Origin of the sequence: Bizionia hallyeonensis, assembly GCF_042657385.1 — a bacterium.
Classification (GTDB): Bacteria; Bacteroidota; Bacteroidia; order Flavobacteriales; family Flavobacteriaceae; genus Algorimicrobium; species Algorimicrobium hallyeonense.
This window is the reverse complement of record NZ_JBHSLA010000001.1, coordinates 389,812-405,396: the sequence shown is the minus strand read 5'-3', so window position 1 is coordinate 405,396 and position 15,585 is coordinate 389,812. Positions and strand designations below refer to the sequence as shown.

General features: G+C 35.8%; 11 protein-coding genes. 3 read left to right on the top strand and 8 right to left on the bottom strand.

Features of this window, described 5'->3' with window-relative positions; genetic code table 11:
• The first annotated feature begins 16 nt into the window (after positions 1-16).
• The gene (locus ACFPH8_RS01840; RefSeq protein WP_376858230.1) at positions 17-1,522 is read left to right on the top strand and encodes an aminotransferase-like domain-containing protein; all 1,506 of its coding nucleotides are present in this window, start codon (positions 17-19) and stop codon (positions 1,520-1,522) included.
• Positions 1,523-1,532: 10 nt separating this feature from the next.
• Here the strand turns inward: ACFPH8_RS01840 and ACFPH8_RS01835 are convergent, their stop codons facing one another.
• Entirely contained in the window at positions 1,533-1,946 is a 414-nt protein-coding gene (locus ACFPH8_RS01835; RefSeq protein WP_376858229.1) for a putative signal transducing protein, read from the bottom strand.
• 202 nt (positions 1,947-2,148) lie between these two features.
• Here ACFPH8_RS01835 and ACFPH8_RS01830 point away from each other — a divergent pair, with 202 nt between their 5' ends.
• Together ACFPH8_RS01830 and ACFPH8_RS01825 are read left to right on the top strand one after the other, a co-directional pair.
• Positions 2,149-2,589 (top strand): LexA family protein, encoded by a 441-nt coding sequence (locus ACFPH8_RS01830; protein ID WP_376858228.1) that lies wholly within the window; start codon positions 2,149-2,151, stop codon positions 2,587-2,589.
• 38 nt (positions 2,590-2,627) lie between these two features.
• Entirely contained in the window at positions 2,628-4,439 is a 1,812-nt protein-coding gene (locus ACFPH8_RS01825; protein ID WP_376858227.1) for a sodium:solute symporter family protein, read from the top strand.
• Positions 4,440-4,630: 191 nt separating this feature from the next.
• Here ACFPH8_RS01825 and ACFPH8_RS01820 read toward each other — a convergent pair whose 3' ends face one another.
• From ACFPH8_RS01820 to ACFPH8_RS01790, 7 genes are all read right to left on the bottom strand, one after another.
• Positions 4,631-4,924, bottom strand: coding sequence for a F0F1 ATP synthase subunit delta/epsilon (locus ACFPH8_RS01820; protein ID WP_248396543.1), 294 nt, complete (start codon positions 4,922-4,924; stop codon positions 4,631-4,633).
• Between the two features lie 77 nt (positions 4,925-5,001).
• Positions 5,002-6,510, bottom strand: coding sequence for a F0F1 ATP synthase subunit beta (atpD, locus tag ACFPH8_RS01815; protein WP_376858226.1), 1,509 nt, complete (start codon positions 6,508-6,510; stop codon positions 5,002-5,004).
• Positions 6,511-6,680: 170 nt separating this feature from the next.
• A complete protein-coding gene (locus ACFPH8_RS01810) occupies positions 6,681-8,327 on the bottom strand; it encodes a G-D-S-L family lipolytic protein (protein ID WP_376858225.1) in 1,647 nt (548 codons plus the stop codon).
• 4 nt (positions 8,328-8,331) lie between these two features.
• Complete coding sequence (locus tag ACFPH8_RS01805; RefSeq protein ID WP_376858224.1) at positions 8,332-11,058, bottom strand: TonB-dependent receptor; 2,727 nt, start codon at positions 11,056-11,058, stop codon at positions 8,332-8,334.
• 156 nt (positions 11,059-11,214) lie between these two features.
• A complete protein-coding gene (glmS, locus tag ACFPH8_RS01800; RefSeq protein WP_376858223.1) occupies positions 11,215-13,062 on the bottom strand; it encodes a glutamine--fructose-6-phosphate transaminase (isomerizing) in 1,848 nt (615 codons plus the stop codon).
• 3 nt (positions 13,063-13,065) lie between these two features.
• The gene (locus tag ACFPH8_RS01795; protein WP_376858222.1) at positions 13,066-14,703 is read right to left on the bottom strand and encodes a DUF4270 domain-containing protein; all 1,638 of its coding nucleotides are present in this window, start codon (positions 14,701-14,703) and stop codon (positions 13,066-13,068) included.
• A gap of 23 nt (positions 14,704-14,726) precedes the next feature.
• Positions 14,727-15,536, bottom strand: a complete 810-nt coding sequence (locus ACFPH8_RS01790; RefSeq protein ID WP_248396531.1) for a glycogen/starch synthase — start codon at positions 15,534-15,536, stop codon at positions 14,727-14,729.
• Between the last annotated feature and the right edge of the window lie 49 nt (positions 15,537-15,585).

Here is a 15,585-nt window from a genome sequence, read left to right as displayed (position 1 = left end):
GTCCAGTTTTAAACTTATGAATAGTCCGGTTAATGATTTATTAAAAAAATTAATTCACTTCGAAAAATCGCAAGTAACGGCGGTGTATATTCAAATTGCGCAGCAAATTATTAATGCCATTCAACGAAGTTATTTAATTGAAGGAACCGCTTTGCCAGGCACACGTATTTTAAGTGATATACTTTCCATTAATAGAAATACAGCTGTGGCTGTTTATGAAGAATTAGCATCTCAAGGTTGGGTGGAAATCATGCCAAATAAGGGGACTTTTGTCTTGATGCCGGAACAAAAAACGGCAAGTATAAAAGCTACATCTCAAGGTTTAGAAAAGTTGCGTGATTATCCAAATACAACCGGATTTCCATTTCAATCGTCGTTTAATTTAGCGTCAACCCAGGAAATATCGGTTACTAATTATGTGATTAATGATGGTCAACCTGATTTAAGGCTGCATCCAACGCATCAATTTTCTCGCTGGTATAGTGCATCTATGAAACGCGCGCCTTTAATTTCTAAATGGAATCAGACAAATGAGCAATCGGCAACAACCTTTAACTTACACTTAAGTAATTATTTAAACGCCACACGTGGTTTTCATATTAAACCGCAAAATATTATGAGCACACGAAGTACGGAAATGAGTTTATATATCGTGTCGCAACTTTTAATAAAACAAGCCGATGTGGTTTTGGTAGCCGATTTAAGTCACTATAAATCGAATATGATTTTTCAACAAGCTGGTGCTAATATTATCACCATTCCAGTGGACGAGCATGGGATTGATGTGGATTATATTAAAACCCATTTTACCAAGCGCAGCATCAGGTGTGTATATGTTTGTGCGCACAGGCATTATCCAACAACTGTAACGTTGAGTGCTGAAAGACGTTTAAAATTATTGCAATTAGCAAAAGCCTATCAATTTGCGATTATTGAAGACGATTTTGATTATGATTTTCAATTTGAAGGCTCAGCCATGTTACCTATGGCAAGTTCGGATGCGCATGGTGTTGTAATCTATTTAGGGAAATTAGGACAGTCGTTTTTTCCGAGTTTTCAAATCGGATTTGTAGTTGCTCCAGAGACGATTATAAACGAAGCGAAAAACTATTTACAAATACTAGATAAACAAGGCGATTTAATCCAGAAGCAAATGCTTTCTGAACTTATTTCGGAAGGCGAAATTCATCGGTTAATTAAAAAGAATATTACTGTTTATAAGCAAAGACGTGATTATTTGATCGAACAACTAAAAGAACATTTTAAATCGCGTGCCACTTGGGAACTACCTGCAGGCGGTTTGGCTATTTGGTTGCGATTAGAACCGCGGATTTCGCTTGTTGAATTGACTAAAAAAGCCAAAGAAAACGATTTGTTTTTACCCAAAACCATTCTCTATCAAAATAAAGATATTTGCGCTATTAGACTTGGATTTGGCCATTTAAATGAAGCCGATATTGGCGTAGTTGTCCAAAAATTAAAAACAAGTTATGATGCTGTGGTTAGCCAAAAGGGTGATTAAAACGCGCAATTTATTCTATAGGGAATTCTGTTTTACAATTCTCACAACGGTAGTTATACCGTGTGTGAAATGGCAATGTGCCAAAAACAAAGCCTACTAAAAATGCCATAAAGGATTTTAAATCTTTAATAGTTGAAAATAGTTCTATTTTAGTTTCTTGGCAATTTGGGCAACTAATGGCATGACCATCATTATCCAAGGAGTAACTAGAAATAGATTTTAAAATGGCAATAGCTTCAGCTTCCTGTTCGGCACATACTTTCAGTTTTACGCCTCCAATAGCGTTACTGACAATTGGGTTGGTGTCAATTGTTGTGTAGTCCGTTAAAAATACCTCGATGCCTTCGGCTTCTAGTCTGCCTTTTATAATTTCGGCTTCTGTGGTGTACTGAAATACAGTAATGGTTTTAAAGGTGTCTTCCATAATATGTAAAAATACGGAAAGAATTTTCCTTTAAAATATAAATTCTTTAGATTTCACCTAGTTATCGTCTGATTTCAGAATTTATTATTAGATTTATACCGCACACACTTGAATGGCATTATTTTGATGAAATCTAGTACATGATTCCTTCACATATCAAATTCAAATTATTGCATGACATAAATAATTCAAAACCAAAACCATGAGACTTCAAACCGCCAATCCCTTGACTTTCTTTACACCTGATTTATCTGTGAATACAGGAGCTGTTTTTGTTGATACTGGAATATCAGCAGGATTTCCTGCGCCAGTTGAAGATTTTAATGAGGAACGTTTGTCATTAGACAGTATGTTGGTCAAAAATAAAATGACCACATTTTACGCACGTGTTTCTGGGCAGAGTATGATAGATGCTGGTTTAGATGATAATGATTTACTGGTTATTGATAGAAGTTTAGAACCCATAAATAACCGAATTGCTGTTTGTTTCTTAGATGGCGAATTTACGGTAAAACGCCTGCGTGTTGAAAAAGATGGTGTTTGGTTACAGCCAGAAAATGCCATGTATCAACCCATAAAAATTACGGAAGAAAACGATTTTGTTATTTGGGGTATTGTTACTAATGTGATTAAAAAAGTGTAAGTTAGCCTAACTATTCCAAAGAAAAACGGTCACGATTTATGGTAGAATTATCTGTACTTGATGTCTCTTTAATTATTATATTTTTTGCAATTACGCTTTTTATAGGAATTTACGTTTCCAAGCAATCTGGAAAATCGGCTTCCGAGTATTTTTTGTCAGGACGGAATATGCCTTGGTGGTTGTTAGGAGTTTCTATGGTAGCAACAACCTTTTCTACGGATACACCCAATTTAGTAACCGATATTGTGAGAACCAATGGGGTTTCTGGAAACTGGGTTTGGTGGGCGTTTCTGCTAACAGGTTTATTAACCGTATTTGTATATGCGAAGTTGTGGCGAAAATCGGAAGTCAACACAGATATCGAGTTTTATGAATTGCGCTATGGTGGAAAACCAGCGCGTTTTTTAAGAGCCTTTCGCGCCATTTATCTAGGCATTATTTTTAATATTTTAGCCATGTCTGCCGTAACCTTAGCAGCCATAAAAATTGGTGCTATTCTGTTGGGCTTACAACCTTGGGAAACCGTTATATATGCTGGAACCATAACCGTTATTTTTAGTGCTTTGGGTGGTTTTAAAGGTGTTGTTTATACAGATTTTATTTTATTCTTTACGGCTATGGCTGGTGCGTTAGGTGCTGCCTATTATTTAGTGGGTTTGCCTGAAGTAGGTGGATTGGAAGCCATGTTGCAGCATGAAAATGTAGCGGATAAATTAAATATCCTACCAGATTTTACCAATACTGAAGCGCTCATTACTTTATTGATTATTCCGTTAGCGGTACAATGGTGGAGCTCTTGGTATCCAGGAGCGGAACCTGGAGGTGGTGGTTATATTGCCCAACGTATGTTGGCCGCAAAAAATGAAAATCATGCTATTGGTGCGACTTTCTTTTTTAATATCATGCATTATGCGTTGCGTCCTTGGCCTTGGATTATTGTGGCATTAGCATCCTTGGTGGTATTTCCGGATATTGCCAGTATTCATGAAGCCTTTCCTTTAGTTGCTGAAGATAAATTAGGTCACGATTTAGCGTATTCCGCTATGCTTACCAAGTTGCCAAGTGGTTTACTAGGTTTGGTATTAGCGTCGTTGGTTGCGGCTTATATGAGTACCATTTCAACACACCTAAATTGGGGCGCGTCCTATATAGTAAACGATTATTACAAACAGCAAGTTAAGCCAGATGCTTCGGAAAAGCAATTGGTTGCTGTAGGACGAATTGCGACTATTGTTTTAATGGTTTGTAGTGCGTTATTAGCATTGGTTCTTACAAATGCCTTACAACTGTTTGATATTATTTTAATGTTTGGAGCAGGAACTGGTTTGATTTTTATTTTGCGCTGGTTTTGGTGGCGCATAAACGCATGGAGTGAAATTTCGGCTATGTTTGTATCCGGATTTGTCTCTATTATTTTGAATTTTACAGATTTGGGAACCTATTGTTTTGGTGATGATGCACTCATGCCAGGATGGGCAAAATTCCCCATGATTGTTTTAGTAACGACTATAGTATGGGTTGCGGTAACATTCTTAACGCAAGCAGAAAGCAAAACAGTATTGCAGAAATTTTATAAGAAAATTCAACCAGGCGGTCCAGGTTGGAATAAAGTGGTTCATGAAGCACGTGCTGATAATGTGGAAGTAGTGGATACCAAAGAAGGGTGGAGTGTACCATCAGGCATTTTAGCTATGTTAGTGGGGTGTGCCATGATTTACAGTGTCATGTTTGCAACAGGGTATTTTATTTATGGGGATTATCTCCATGCCCTTTTGCTAACAGGCGCCTCAATTATTTTTGGATTTATGCTCGTTAAGTTATGGAAGAAGATTAAAGTGAATGTGCTTTAATTTACAATGGATTATTTAAGTTAATAAGTACTTATGAAAACGTTGAATTTAAAGATGAAAATAGGAGAGTGGTACCTAAAATAATAGTTTTAAAATAAGCTATAAATGAACACTATTTACCTTTAGGTGTAATATAAAAAGACCTTACGGGAAGTAAGGTCTTTTTATTATTTATAATCTTTAATTAGCAATTAATCTGCTAAAATAATCACTTTATTATCTTTCATTTCAAGGGTTCCAGAATTGATTGCAACTGTCAGTACCTTCTTATCGTCTTTATGAGGAATAATAGAACCGTGTAACTCATCAAAAACCAAATGGCTTTGTGTATGGGTATTAATTCTAATAGTACCTTCAGTTAAAATAGATACAATAGGTGCGTGATTGTTTAACATTTGGAATTCACCATCAACACCTGGTGCTGTTACAGAGTCCACTTCCGAACTAAATATCGTTGCCTCTGGCGATACAATTTCTAAATACATATTTTATAAGTATTCAGTATTCAGGATTCAGCAATCAGTTGCTACTGCAAACTGCTACTGCAAACTGCATACTAGATTTAAGCTTCCGCTAACATTTTCTCACCAGACTCAATAGCTTCTTCAATTGTTCCTTTAAGGTTAAAGGCTGCTTCTGGAAGGTGATCTAACTCCCCATCCATAATCATATTAAATCCTTTAATTGTTTCCTTAATATCAACTAAAACACCTTTAAGGCCTGTAAATTGTTCTGCTACATGGAAAGGTTGTGATAGGAAACGTTGTACACGTCTTGCTCTACCAACAGCCATTTTATCTTCTTCAGATAATTCTTCCATACCAAGAATAGCAATAATATCTTGTAATTCTTTATAGCGCTGTAATAACTCTTTTACACGTTGTGCACAATTATAATGCTCATCACCTAAAATATCAGCAGTAAGAATACGAGATGTAGAATCTAATGGATCTACAGCAGGATAAATACCTAACTCGGCAATTTTACGAGACAATACAGTTGTTGCATCTAAATGAGCAAAGGTTGTAGCAGGCGCAGGATCCGTTAAATCATCTGCAGGTACGTAAACCGCTTGTACAGATGTAATGGAACCTCTTTTTGTTGATGTAATACGTTCTTGCATGGCACCCATTTCAGTTGCTAAAGTTGGTTGGTAACCTACGGCAGATGGCATACGTCCAAGTAATGCAGATACTTCAGAACCCGCTTGTGTAAAACGGAAAATGTTATCTACGAAGAAAAGTACATCTTTACCTTGGCCTTCACCAGCACCATCACGGAAATATTCTGCAATAGTTAAACCAGATAATGCAACACGTGCACGTGCTCCAGGAGGCTCATTCATTTGTCCGAAAACGAAAGTTGCTTTGGATTCTTTCATGGCAGTTTTATCAACTTTAGATAAATCCCATCCACCATTTTCCATAGAATGCATAAAATCTTCACCATAACGGATAATTCCTGACTCTAACATTTCACGAAGTAAATCATTTCCTTCACGTGTTCTTTCACCAACACCTGCAAATACAGAAAGTCCACCGTGTCCTTTTGCAATATTGTTAATCAACTCTTGAATTAATACGGTTTTACCTACACCAGCACCACCAAATAAACCAATTTTACCACCTTTTGCATAAGGCTCAATTAAATCGATTACTTTAATACCTGTGAATAAAACTTCTGTCGAGGTTGATAAATCTTCAAATTTTGGTGCTTGTCTGTGAATTGGTAAACCAGCAGCTCCCGCTTTTGGCAAATCACCAATACCATCAATAGCATCACCAATTACGTTAAAAAGACGTCCGTAAACATCTTCACCAATAGGCATTTGAATTGGTGCACCTGTTGCAACAACTTCGGTTCCTCTACTTAAACCATCTGACGAGTCCATCGCGATAGTACGAACGGTATCTTCACCGATGTGAGATTGTACTTCTAATACTAATAAAGACCCATCAGCTTTTTTAATTTCTAATGAATCGTAAATTTTTGGAAGTTCAGAACCAGCTCCGAATTCAACATCAATAACTGGACCTACAATTTGTGCAACTTTACCTGTAACTTTTGACATTACTTATGTGTTTAATATTATGCAATTTAATTCAATGAAAACACCTACTGTTTTCGCGCTGCAAATATATGGGTTTTAATTTAAAAACCGTATTAAAAATTATGGCTTTTTTTGACATTAAAAAAGCCCTCTATTTGAGGGCTTTCCTATTTATATAAAAAAGATTGTTTTTAGCGTAATGTTGGTGGGTAATTTGTTGGCTTTGTTCCTGGATCAATTAAATTTCCAGAAGCTTCAAAATTACTACCATAGGTAGCATCAATAGCTTTCATCATTTCGTTTGCTATTATGGCATAGCCTCTAGCTGTTAGATGCACACCATCTAAACTTACTAAACCACCTCTAACTAAAGCTGTATTGTAAATAAAGTCCCCTGAAGGATAACCTGTTGTAGCAGCCTGTTCTAAAATACCTTTGAAGTCCACAAGAGCCAAACCATTATCTGATGCTATAGTTTGAATAGAAGCGTTGTATGCATCGGTAGCTGCCGTAATTGCTGCTTGCTCACTAGGAATAAGAACCCATTTGTCTGCTAATGGCAAGGTAACACCTTCTACAGAAAATTGACCAGCTACCGCAGCTGATAAACCTTGTCCAATTAAAAAACCAGCATAAGTTTCATTTACCTGACCTATAATACTACTACTTGGTAGTACAAATAAATCAGCTGGAGTTGCTTGTCTTGATTGACCATATGTTTGACCTAGTAAACCAGCTACAAGTGGTGCCGCTGCAGGCGGTAAACCAAATTGTGCTATAAATGCAGGGAATGTTGGGCTTGCTAGTAATTGTGTGGTTATTATAGTTGAAATATCTGTAAGCGATTCATCTTTAATTACTACAGGACTTGGTTCTGTTTCAGAAAAAACTATAGCACGGCTTGGGTCTACAGCGTTAAAAATTGGGTTCAAAGCGCCAAATACATTGTTTAATGTTGGAACTTGAGCAGCAAAATCATCGTTTTCTGAAGGATCTAATGGGTTATAAGGTACCGTTGTAAAGTGCGCTAACGTAGTTATATAAGGTACGTTAGTAACAACACCCTTTGCATTGTTGGCTCCAATTAAGGCATTAACAGCTGCAGTAAAAGAACCTGAAAACACATTCGGGTCTGTAATATCATTAGGACCATAAGTTGATGGGTCGAAATTTCCTGTTTGGTCTACACCTGTTCCTCCAGATATAGCATAACTTAAAACATCATTACCGCCAATTTCTGATAAGCTAAAAAATGTTGGAGCTTGAGCGGCAGCATCACCAAGTACTGTGGCCATTGGATTAGAGGCCATTCTGCCAAAGTAAGGGTTAGCAAAACCATATCCTGCTACGCCTAAATGAAAACTTTTAAGGCCGGGAACACCATAGTTGTTAAACGGACCAGAAAGTACATTTGTAGCTTCTGTAGTTGACATGGCGTTTAAAGGTGTTGGTCCTGATCCGTCAAAGAACAGTCTAGGTCCAAATTGCCTATTACCATCGGCATCAAAAACAGGCATTCCATTAAATAATAAGCCGCCAATATTATCGGCCATTAAAGGTTGACTAAATGAGCCACCTCCTGCTAAAGCAAATTTTTGCGAGAGCATATTTGGAAAAGAATTGTTCTGCGCAGCAGCAAACAAGGCATTGTCGGTAAAACCAGCTGAAAAGGATGCGCCCACAGCTACGTATTTAGAAAAGTCGGCATCGCCAGTAACTAATGCAGGATACTGAATTGTTGAGTCCGATGCAGCATCATCATCACTACTACAAGCAGATAAGGTAATGGTTGCTGCTAGTAGACAAATATATTTGATTTCTCGTGTTATCTTTTTCATAATTTTATAAGTTGTTAATTACTATTGAGGCGTAATACATAGATCCTATATTACCAGTACCAATGGCTGTGTAATATTCGTCACCTAATAAATTGGTAGCACCTACTTTAATTACAGATTTAAATTTAGGAAGGGTATAGCTTAATTGAGCGTCTATTGTATGGTATGATGGAATTTCACCATCGCCAAAAGTTGCTTGCCAGAAATAAGAATCACTCCATCTCCATGCTAAATTAAAACCTAAATTTTTAATAACATTTGTGTTGCCGATAGACATTTTCACTTTGTGCTCTGGTGTGTTAAAGCTTGTTCTGAAATCTGGATATTGAGCTTGGTCAAACTCTTGTTTTGTAAACGTATAGTTTGCGCCTAAATCATAATTCCCAAAAATTTTGGTTGATAAACCAATGGCAGCTCCATAAGACTCAATATTCGCATCAGAATTTGTATATGTCTGGTATGCTTCAAAGTCACCATTTTGCAGTGCTAATAATGATAAGGTATTGTCTCCAACTGTTCCGTATAAAGGAACAACAACTGTTTCATTTGAAATAAAATCTGAATACGAGTTGAAATAAACACTAGCATCAATAATTAATCGCTTTACTTTACCACGATATCCTACTTCAATAGATGTTACTTGCTCTGGCTTAACGATATCTACATCTGAAGCAACAGGTGCACCATTTTGTACCGAGTTTAATGTAAATGAGTTTTCATAAGCCATACGTCCTGTAACTACTGAAGTTGAACCTTGATTAGCAAGTTGACCAGCTGTACTTATAGGGTATGTTCTAACATCGCGATCTAAATTAGATTCAGCTGAACCTACTAATACAGCGCGGCCGGCATCTAAACCGATAAATAAATCTTGTGTTGATGGATTTCTAAATCCTGTTTGGAAAGACCCTCTAATGTTGTGGTCTTCGTTAAGTGTAAAACCAGCTGAGATTCTAGGAGATAAGAACCCTTCAAATAATTCTGATTTATCATAACGTAACGAACCTGTTAATTTCAACTTTAAACTTTCGTTTAACTCTAATTCTTTTTGGATTTGAGTATAGATACCAAATTCAGAATACTGAATTGGTCCGTCAAAATCCGTGTAAATGGTACCTGAAGAATTTAAGTCGTATTGTCTAAACGAACCACCAACTTGAATTTCTGCAAAATCGATTAAATGACTAAAGTTATAGTTAGCATCTGAATGATAATATTTAGATGCATCCTGGAAACGAGATCCTACTGATAAATCTGGATTAGCAATTACTTTATCAAACGCTCTTTTAAAGGCATCTGATCCAGGCTCTAAACGACCATCATCTGCAACGAGTCTTGCTGCTGCATGAGCTTGAGCTTCTGTAGCACCACCTAAAGTTGCACCAGCAAAGGTGTTAATATAGTCTCCAAACCAATCTTCGTCACTTTTCCATTGACGGTTAATGTTGATACCTGTAAATACCATATCGTAAGAATCACCTGCTTTATCAGCTACCACATAACCTCTTACAAAGAAATTATCATTTCTAACTTCTATTTTATGTTGTTGTTGTGTAAAGTTATCAATGTTATAACGGTTTGTTCCTTGATAGAGGGTAGAACCTGTACCAATTTTACCAACATAAGCAATTTCAAAATCGCTGGCCCATGGTCTGTAGTATAAACCCCAGTCAGCTTTAATACTTTCGGCATTGTAATCTGTTAATTCGCGCTCTTCATATCCCGTTCTACTTACTACAACATTTGGAATGATACCTAAACCACCAGAAGCAGCTCTAATGTTTGTAGACACTTCATCACCATATATATTGTAACCGTCATAATCAACAGCAGCTCTTGTAGCACCAGTGCCTGGTTTTCCTACATAATTATTGGCCACCCAATCCGTTCCGCTTAACCAGCCAAAATTAACTTTAGCGGCAAATTTATCTGAAAATTTATAAGCCATTCGGATACCAACATCGGTATAGCTATTGTCACCACCCGCGTCTTGCGATGTAATACCTTGTTTTACATAACCGCTAATACCAGCATGGTCAAATGGGTTTTTACTACGCATAAATAAGATACCATTAAATGCGTTAGCACCATAAAGAGCAGAAGCTGCACCAGGTAATAATTCAACGCTTAATACATCCGTTTCAGTCATACCCACTAAATTTCCAATTGGGAAGTTTAAGGCAGGTGTGGAATTATCCATGCCATCTACTAACTGCATAAATCGGGTATTTGAAAAGGCAGCAAAACCTCTTGTGTTAATAGATTTAAAGGTTAAACTGTTTGTGTTAACATCAACACCTTTCAAGTTTTCTAAACCACCATAAAAATCGGCAGAAGCCGTGTTTTTAATTTCTTTCAACCCGAAACGTTCAACAGTTACCGGAGATTCAAAAATACGTTCTGGTGTTCTGGAAGCTGAAATAACGACTTCATCCAAAGCAGTTCCTTCAGAAAGCACGAGTTTAACAGAGTCGCTACTTGAAGTCACTTCTACTGAAGCAGATTCGAATCCAACACTACTTGCTTGAATTGTAAATGGAGGAACTTGGGATACTGTAAGGGTAAAAGCACCGTCAAAATCAGTAATTGTACCGGTTGCGGTTCCTACTACTATAACATTTGCGCCCGGAATTGGTTGTTCACTTCCATCCACAACTGTTCCTGAAATTGTTGTTTGTGCAAAGGTTATCGCACAGGAAAACAACAATAAAATTGAAAGAATTGATCTCATTTTTTCGTTTAAGTTAGTTATTATAGTAGCAATATAGATAATTATAACAAAACTTAATAAAAAATTCTAAAATTTTATGCAAGCATAGTAAAAATTAGTCATTCTAATATGATACTAACTAAATAAACCTGAATGAGATACCCTTAATAAAGAGGATTATTCAACGGTGACAGACTTGGCTAAATTTCTAGGTTGATCCACATTTTTTCCTAGCATGACAGCTATATGATAAGATAATAACTGTAATGGAATAGTTGTTAATAGTGGAGATAAACACTCTAAAGTTTCTGGAACTTCAATAACATGATCGGCTAATTGTTTTACATTGGTGTCACCTTCTGTAACAATACCAATTATTTTACCTTTTCTAGCTTTGATTTCTTCAATATTACTAACTACTTTTTCATAATGCCCTTTTTTTGTTGCAATAACTACAATAGGCATTTGTTCATCAATTAAAGCTATTGGTCCGTGTTTCATTTCGGCAGCAGGATAGCCTTCTGCATGAATATATGAAATTTCTTTAAGCTTTAAAGCGCCTTCTAAGGCTACAGGGAAATTATAACCTCTTCCTAAATATAAACAGTTTTTGGCATTTTTATAAATGGCAGCAACGGCTTTAATATGCTCGTCAGATTGTAAGGCTTTTGAAACTTTCTCCGGAATTAATTCTAATTCTTGAAGGTGGTAGTGAAAATCCGATTTAGAAATTGTACCTTTATTTTTTGCCAACTTTAAGGCAATTAAAGTAAGTAACGTAATTTGTGTTGTAAACGCTTTTGTGGATGCTACACCAATCTCTGGTCCGGCATGCGTATAAGCTCCTGCATGAGTTTCTCTTGCAATAGAAGAACCCACAACGTTGCAAACTCCAAATACAAATGCACCATGCGATTTGGCTAATTTAATAGCTGCAAGTGTGTCAGCAGTTTCACCAGATTGTGAAATGGCAATAACCACATCTTGATCGGTAATAACTGGATTTCGATATCTGAACTCCGAAGCATATTCTACTTCAACAGGAATTCGTGCTAAATCTTCAAAAATATATTCAGCTACTAATCCTGCGTGCCATGATGTACCACAGGCTACAATAATAATACGATTCGCATTTAAAAAACGCTCAAGATTATCGTCAATTCCAGCCATTCTGATAATGCCTTCATTAACTAATAAGCGTCCTCTATAGGTGTCTCTAATGGCATTTGGTTGTTCAAATATTTCTTTTAGCATGAAATGTGGATAACCACCTTTTTCAATTTGCTCTAAATTCATTTGTAATTCTTGAACATATGGCACTACTAAAGAATCATCTTTAATTTTTCTAACTTTAATACCTTTGCCTAAACGAATGATGGCCATTTCTTCATCTTCCAAATACACAGCATTTTTTGTATATTCTAAAAATGGTGAAGCATCACTAGCTATAAAGAATTCATTTTCGCCAATACCAACGGCTAATGGACTTCCAAGTCTTGCAATAACAATTTCGTCTGGTTTATTTTTATCGAAAACAGCAATAGCATAAGCGCCAATTACTTGGTTTAATGCAATTTGAACAGCTTTACCTAATTTTACATTTTCTTTCTTTTTTACGTCTTCAATAAGATTAATTAATACTTCCGTATCTGTATCTGATTGAAACGTATAACCTCTAGATGTTAATTCTTTTCGGAGTGAATCGTAGTTTTCAATAATACCATTGTGAATAATGACTAATTCGCCAGAATTAGAGTAATGTGGGTGCGCATTAACATCATTAGGCACACCATGTGTTGCCCAACGTGTATGACCAATGGCTATATTACCGTTTGTTGTCATTTCACTTGCGGCTAGTTTTTCTAAATCAGCTACTTTACCTTTTGTTTTGCAAACCTTTAATTCGGTACCATCAAAAAGGGCAACACCTGCGCTGTCATAACCTCTATATTCTAAACGCTTAAGTCCTTGAATTACTATTGGATAGGCTTCACGATGACCTATATATCCTACAATACCACACATATCTTAATTGTTATTTGGTTCGGTATAAAAAATCTCGAATTTCACTTTTTTAGTGTCCGGGACACTTGGATTACTACCATGTAAAACCGTACTTCTTGGCGATAAAACAGAACCGTTTGATAATTTTTCATCCGGTACATTAAGTACACTCGCATTTTGAGTTAGATTTATATTTGTTGTTACAAAAACACCCAATTTTAAATTTGTAGAATCACGTAATAGAATATTATTGATGTGCTCTGTCAAACGAAATTTATATTTTAAGCCTTTGTTATTACCGTCTCGTTTAAGCTTTTCTGAATAATTGACTCTGGAGTAAAGCGGATTTGTGGTGCTAACTGTGGGATCCAGAAAATAATCAACAATAGGTGTATTATTCTTCAAATCGTAAATTATAACGCGATCAGGCTCTTGTCCCGAATTGTTAACTTCATTTTGATTGACATATAATACTAAATTAGCCTCATTAATCAGCCATTTTCCTTTCTTACCTTTAAAATAGTCTAAAGCCGGAACACTAACGCCTTCATCATCTTCCATATTACCAGAAAACAAATCAATAACAGCAAAACTACCTTCGCCACCTTTTAAATATACATTTGTGTCACCATTATTAGTGTCGGTGTTTGATGTAGCCGTATTTATAAGGTTTTTTACAGAATCAGAATTTTCAATCGTATTTAAACGATTGCCAGAAAAATTCATAGTAATTTTACGTTCATCACGACCTTCTATGGGATTTCCCTCATCATCAAAACCGGTCGATATGGTGGAGCTGTAATTAACTACAATTGTTCCTTGTGAAAAATCAAGCATTGCCATATTTCCTTGCCCTCCAGAAAGGTCTTCAACTTTAAAATATAAACCTCTAAAATAATTTTTAAAATTATTGGCATTGCTCAATTCCGTTTGTGAGCCTGGACTTGCCGTATTAAAGAAAAATAAATTATCCCAAAAATCACCTGGGTTAAACATTTGAACGCGTAAACTTGGTGCACTACGACTAATCTCTTCTTCCGTGTCTGTTTCCTCGTTATATTCTGTAATTATTGTTGGATTATTACTAGGAATATAGCTGTCATCTTCAAACAATAATTCGCCTGTGTAATTATCAAAATTAATGTTTTCATTGGCGTTAGAATAGAATTTTTGAGGCTCTGTTAAATCTGTTCCTGGATCAAAATCACGTAAAAAATAATTGTTTTGATAAACGGATAATTTATAGGTGTCATTAGAACCAAATGTAGAATCTAAAACATATGTGTTGTTTCCTTCTGAATCCGATCCATCAACTCTAGAGTAATAAGGAATAGATAAATAAACAGATTCCACTTTCGGATCTTCACCAAAATTAAATTCAAAATTAGATGGTACAACTTGTGTTACGATATTGGCTGTTGTCCTGCCATAAATTTTATCGAAATAAATTCCTAATAAATTTGATGGTAGGCCATTAGTTTGAACAGGTTCTAATTTTTTGTCATACATAATAGAAGGGAAAATTTTTCCGGCTGTAGTAAAGTCTTTAATGCCTTCAATTTCACTTTCAATCGTTGAGAAATCCTTTTCGCAAGCGACAACTGTTAGTAATAAACAGCCCACAGCTGCTATTGTTTTATACAGGTTTATTGTTTTTTTCATAGTAAATATTTAGCGCAAATAATTTAGCTTAACACCTCTGAATTATAAAATTCAGCATAGGCTTCACCAAACTCGTCTTTGGGCTTGTAATCTAAAACAGGTTTTTTAGAATCTTTTAAATGTTTTGTTAAATCTTCTGGAAGATCCTCTGATCCAATAATTAAGGCGTCTGAATAATCAATTGCAACCTTCATTACGTTATTATAGGTTGGATCTTTAAGGGTTTTTATAGCATCTTCACTGATGTTATCAAATTTTATTTTGTTAAACATGTCTTTGTTTAACGAACCATCAAAGCTTTGATTGTATACAGACGTTACTATTTTACTATCGTTAAATAAAGGTTCGTCTTTGTAATATTCTTTTAAGTAAACGGGTAATAGGGATGCTAACCAACCATGAACATGAATAATATCTGGTGCCCAATTTAATTTTTTAACGGTTTCAATAACCCCTTTTGCAAAAAATATAGCACGCTCATCATTATCCGGAAATAAATTTCCTTCTTCATCAGTGAGTGTGGCTTTACGCTTAAAGTATTCATCATTATCTATAAAGTAAACTTGAATGCGCTCTTTAGGAATGGAAGCAACTTTAATAATGAGTGGCATATCCAAATCATTAATAACTAAATTGATTCCAGAAAGTCTTATAACTTCGTGTAATTGATGTCTGCGTTCATTAATATTACCGTATCGTGGCATGAAAATTCTAATTTGTCCACCCAATTGATTCACCATTCGCGGTGTTTCAAATGACATGGATGAAATTTCAGTTTCGGGTAAATACGGAACTACTTCAGATGATACATATAATATCCTCTTATCTTTCATAATATTAAATAGCTTTTGAAGTTCAAAATAAAAAACACGCAAAATTACA

What these genes read in the sequence shown, in the direction of transcription:
- ACFPH8_RS01790 (WP_248396531.1), bottom strand. Translation starts at nt 15,536, where the DNA reads ATGAAAGATAAGAGGATATTATATGTATCATCTGAAGTAGTTCCGTAT.
- ACFPH8_RS01840 (WP_376858230.1), top strand. Translation starts at nt 17, where the DNA reads ATGAATAGTCCGGTTAATGATTTATTAAAAAAATTAATTCACTTCGAA.
- ACFPH8_RS01810 (WP_376858225.1), bottom strand. Translation starts at nt 8,327, where the DNA reads ATGAAAAAGATAACACGAGAAATCAAATATATTTGTCTACTAGCAGCA.
- ACFPH8_RS01835 (WP_376858229.1), bottom strand. Translation starts at nt 1,946, where the DNA reads ATGGAAGACACCTTTAAAACCATTACTGTATTTCAGTACACCACAGAA.
- ACFPH8_RS01825 (WP_376858227.1), top strand. Translation starts at nt 2,628, where the DNA reads ATGGTAGAATTATCTGTACTTGATGTCTCTTTAATTATTATATTTTTT.
- ACFPH8_RS01830 (WP_376858228.1), top strand. Translation starts at nt 2,149, where the DNA reads ATGAGACTTCAAACCGCCAATCCCTTGACTTTCTTTACACCTGATTTA.
- atpD (WP_376858226.1), bottom strand. Translation starts at nt 6,510, where the DNA reads ATGTCAAAAGTTACAGGTAAAGTTGCACAAATTGTAGGTCCAGTTATT.
- glmS (WP_376858223.1), bottom strand. Translation starts at nt 13,062, where the DNA reads ATGTGTGGTATTGTAGGATATATAGGTCATCGTGAAGCCTATCCAATA.
- ACFPH8_RS01805 (WP_376858224.1), bottom strand. Translation starts at nt 11,058, where the DNA reads ATGAGATCAATTCTTTCAATTTTATTGTTGTTTTCCTGTGCGATAACC.
- ACFPH8_RS01820 (WP_248396543.1), bottom strand. Translation starts at nt 4,924, where the DNA reads ATGTATTTAGAAATTGTATCGCCAGAGGCAACGATATTTAGTTCGGAA.
- ACFPH8_RS01795 (WP_376858222.1), bottom strand. Translation starts at nt 14,703, where the DNA reads ATGAAAAAAACAATAAACCTGTATAAAACAATAGCAGCTGTGGGCTGT.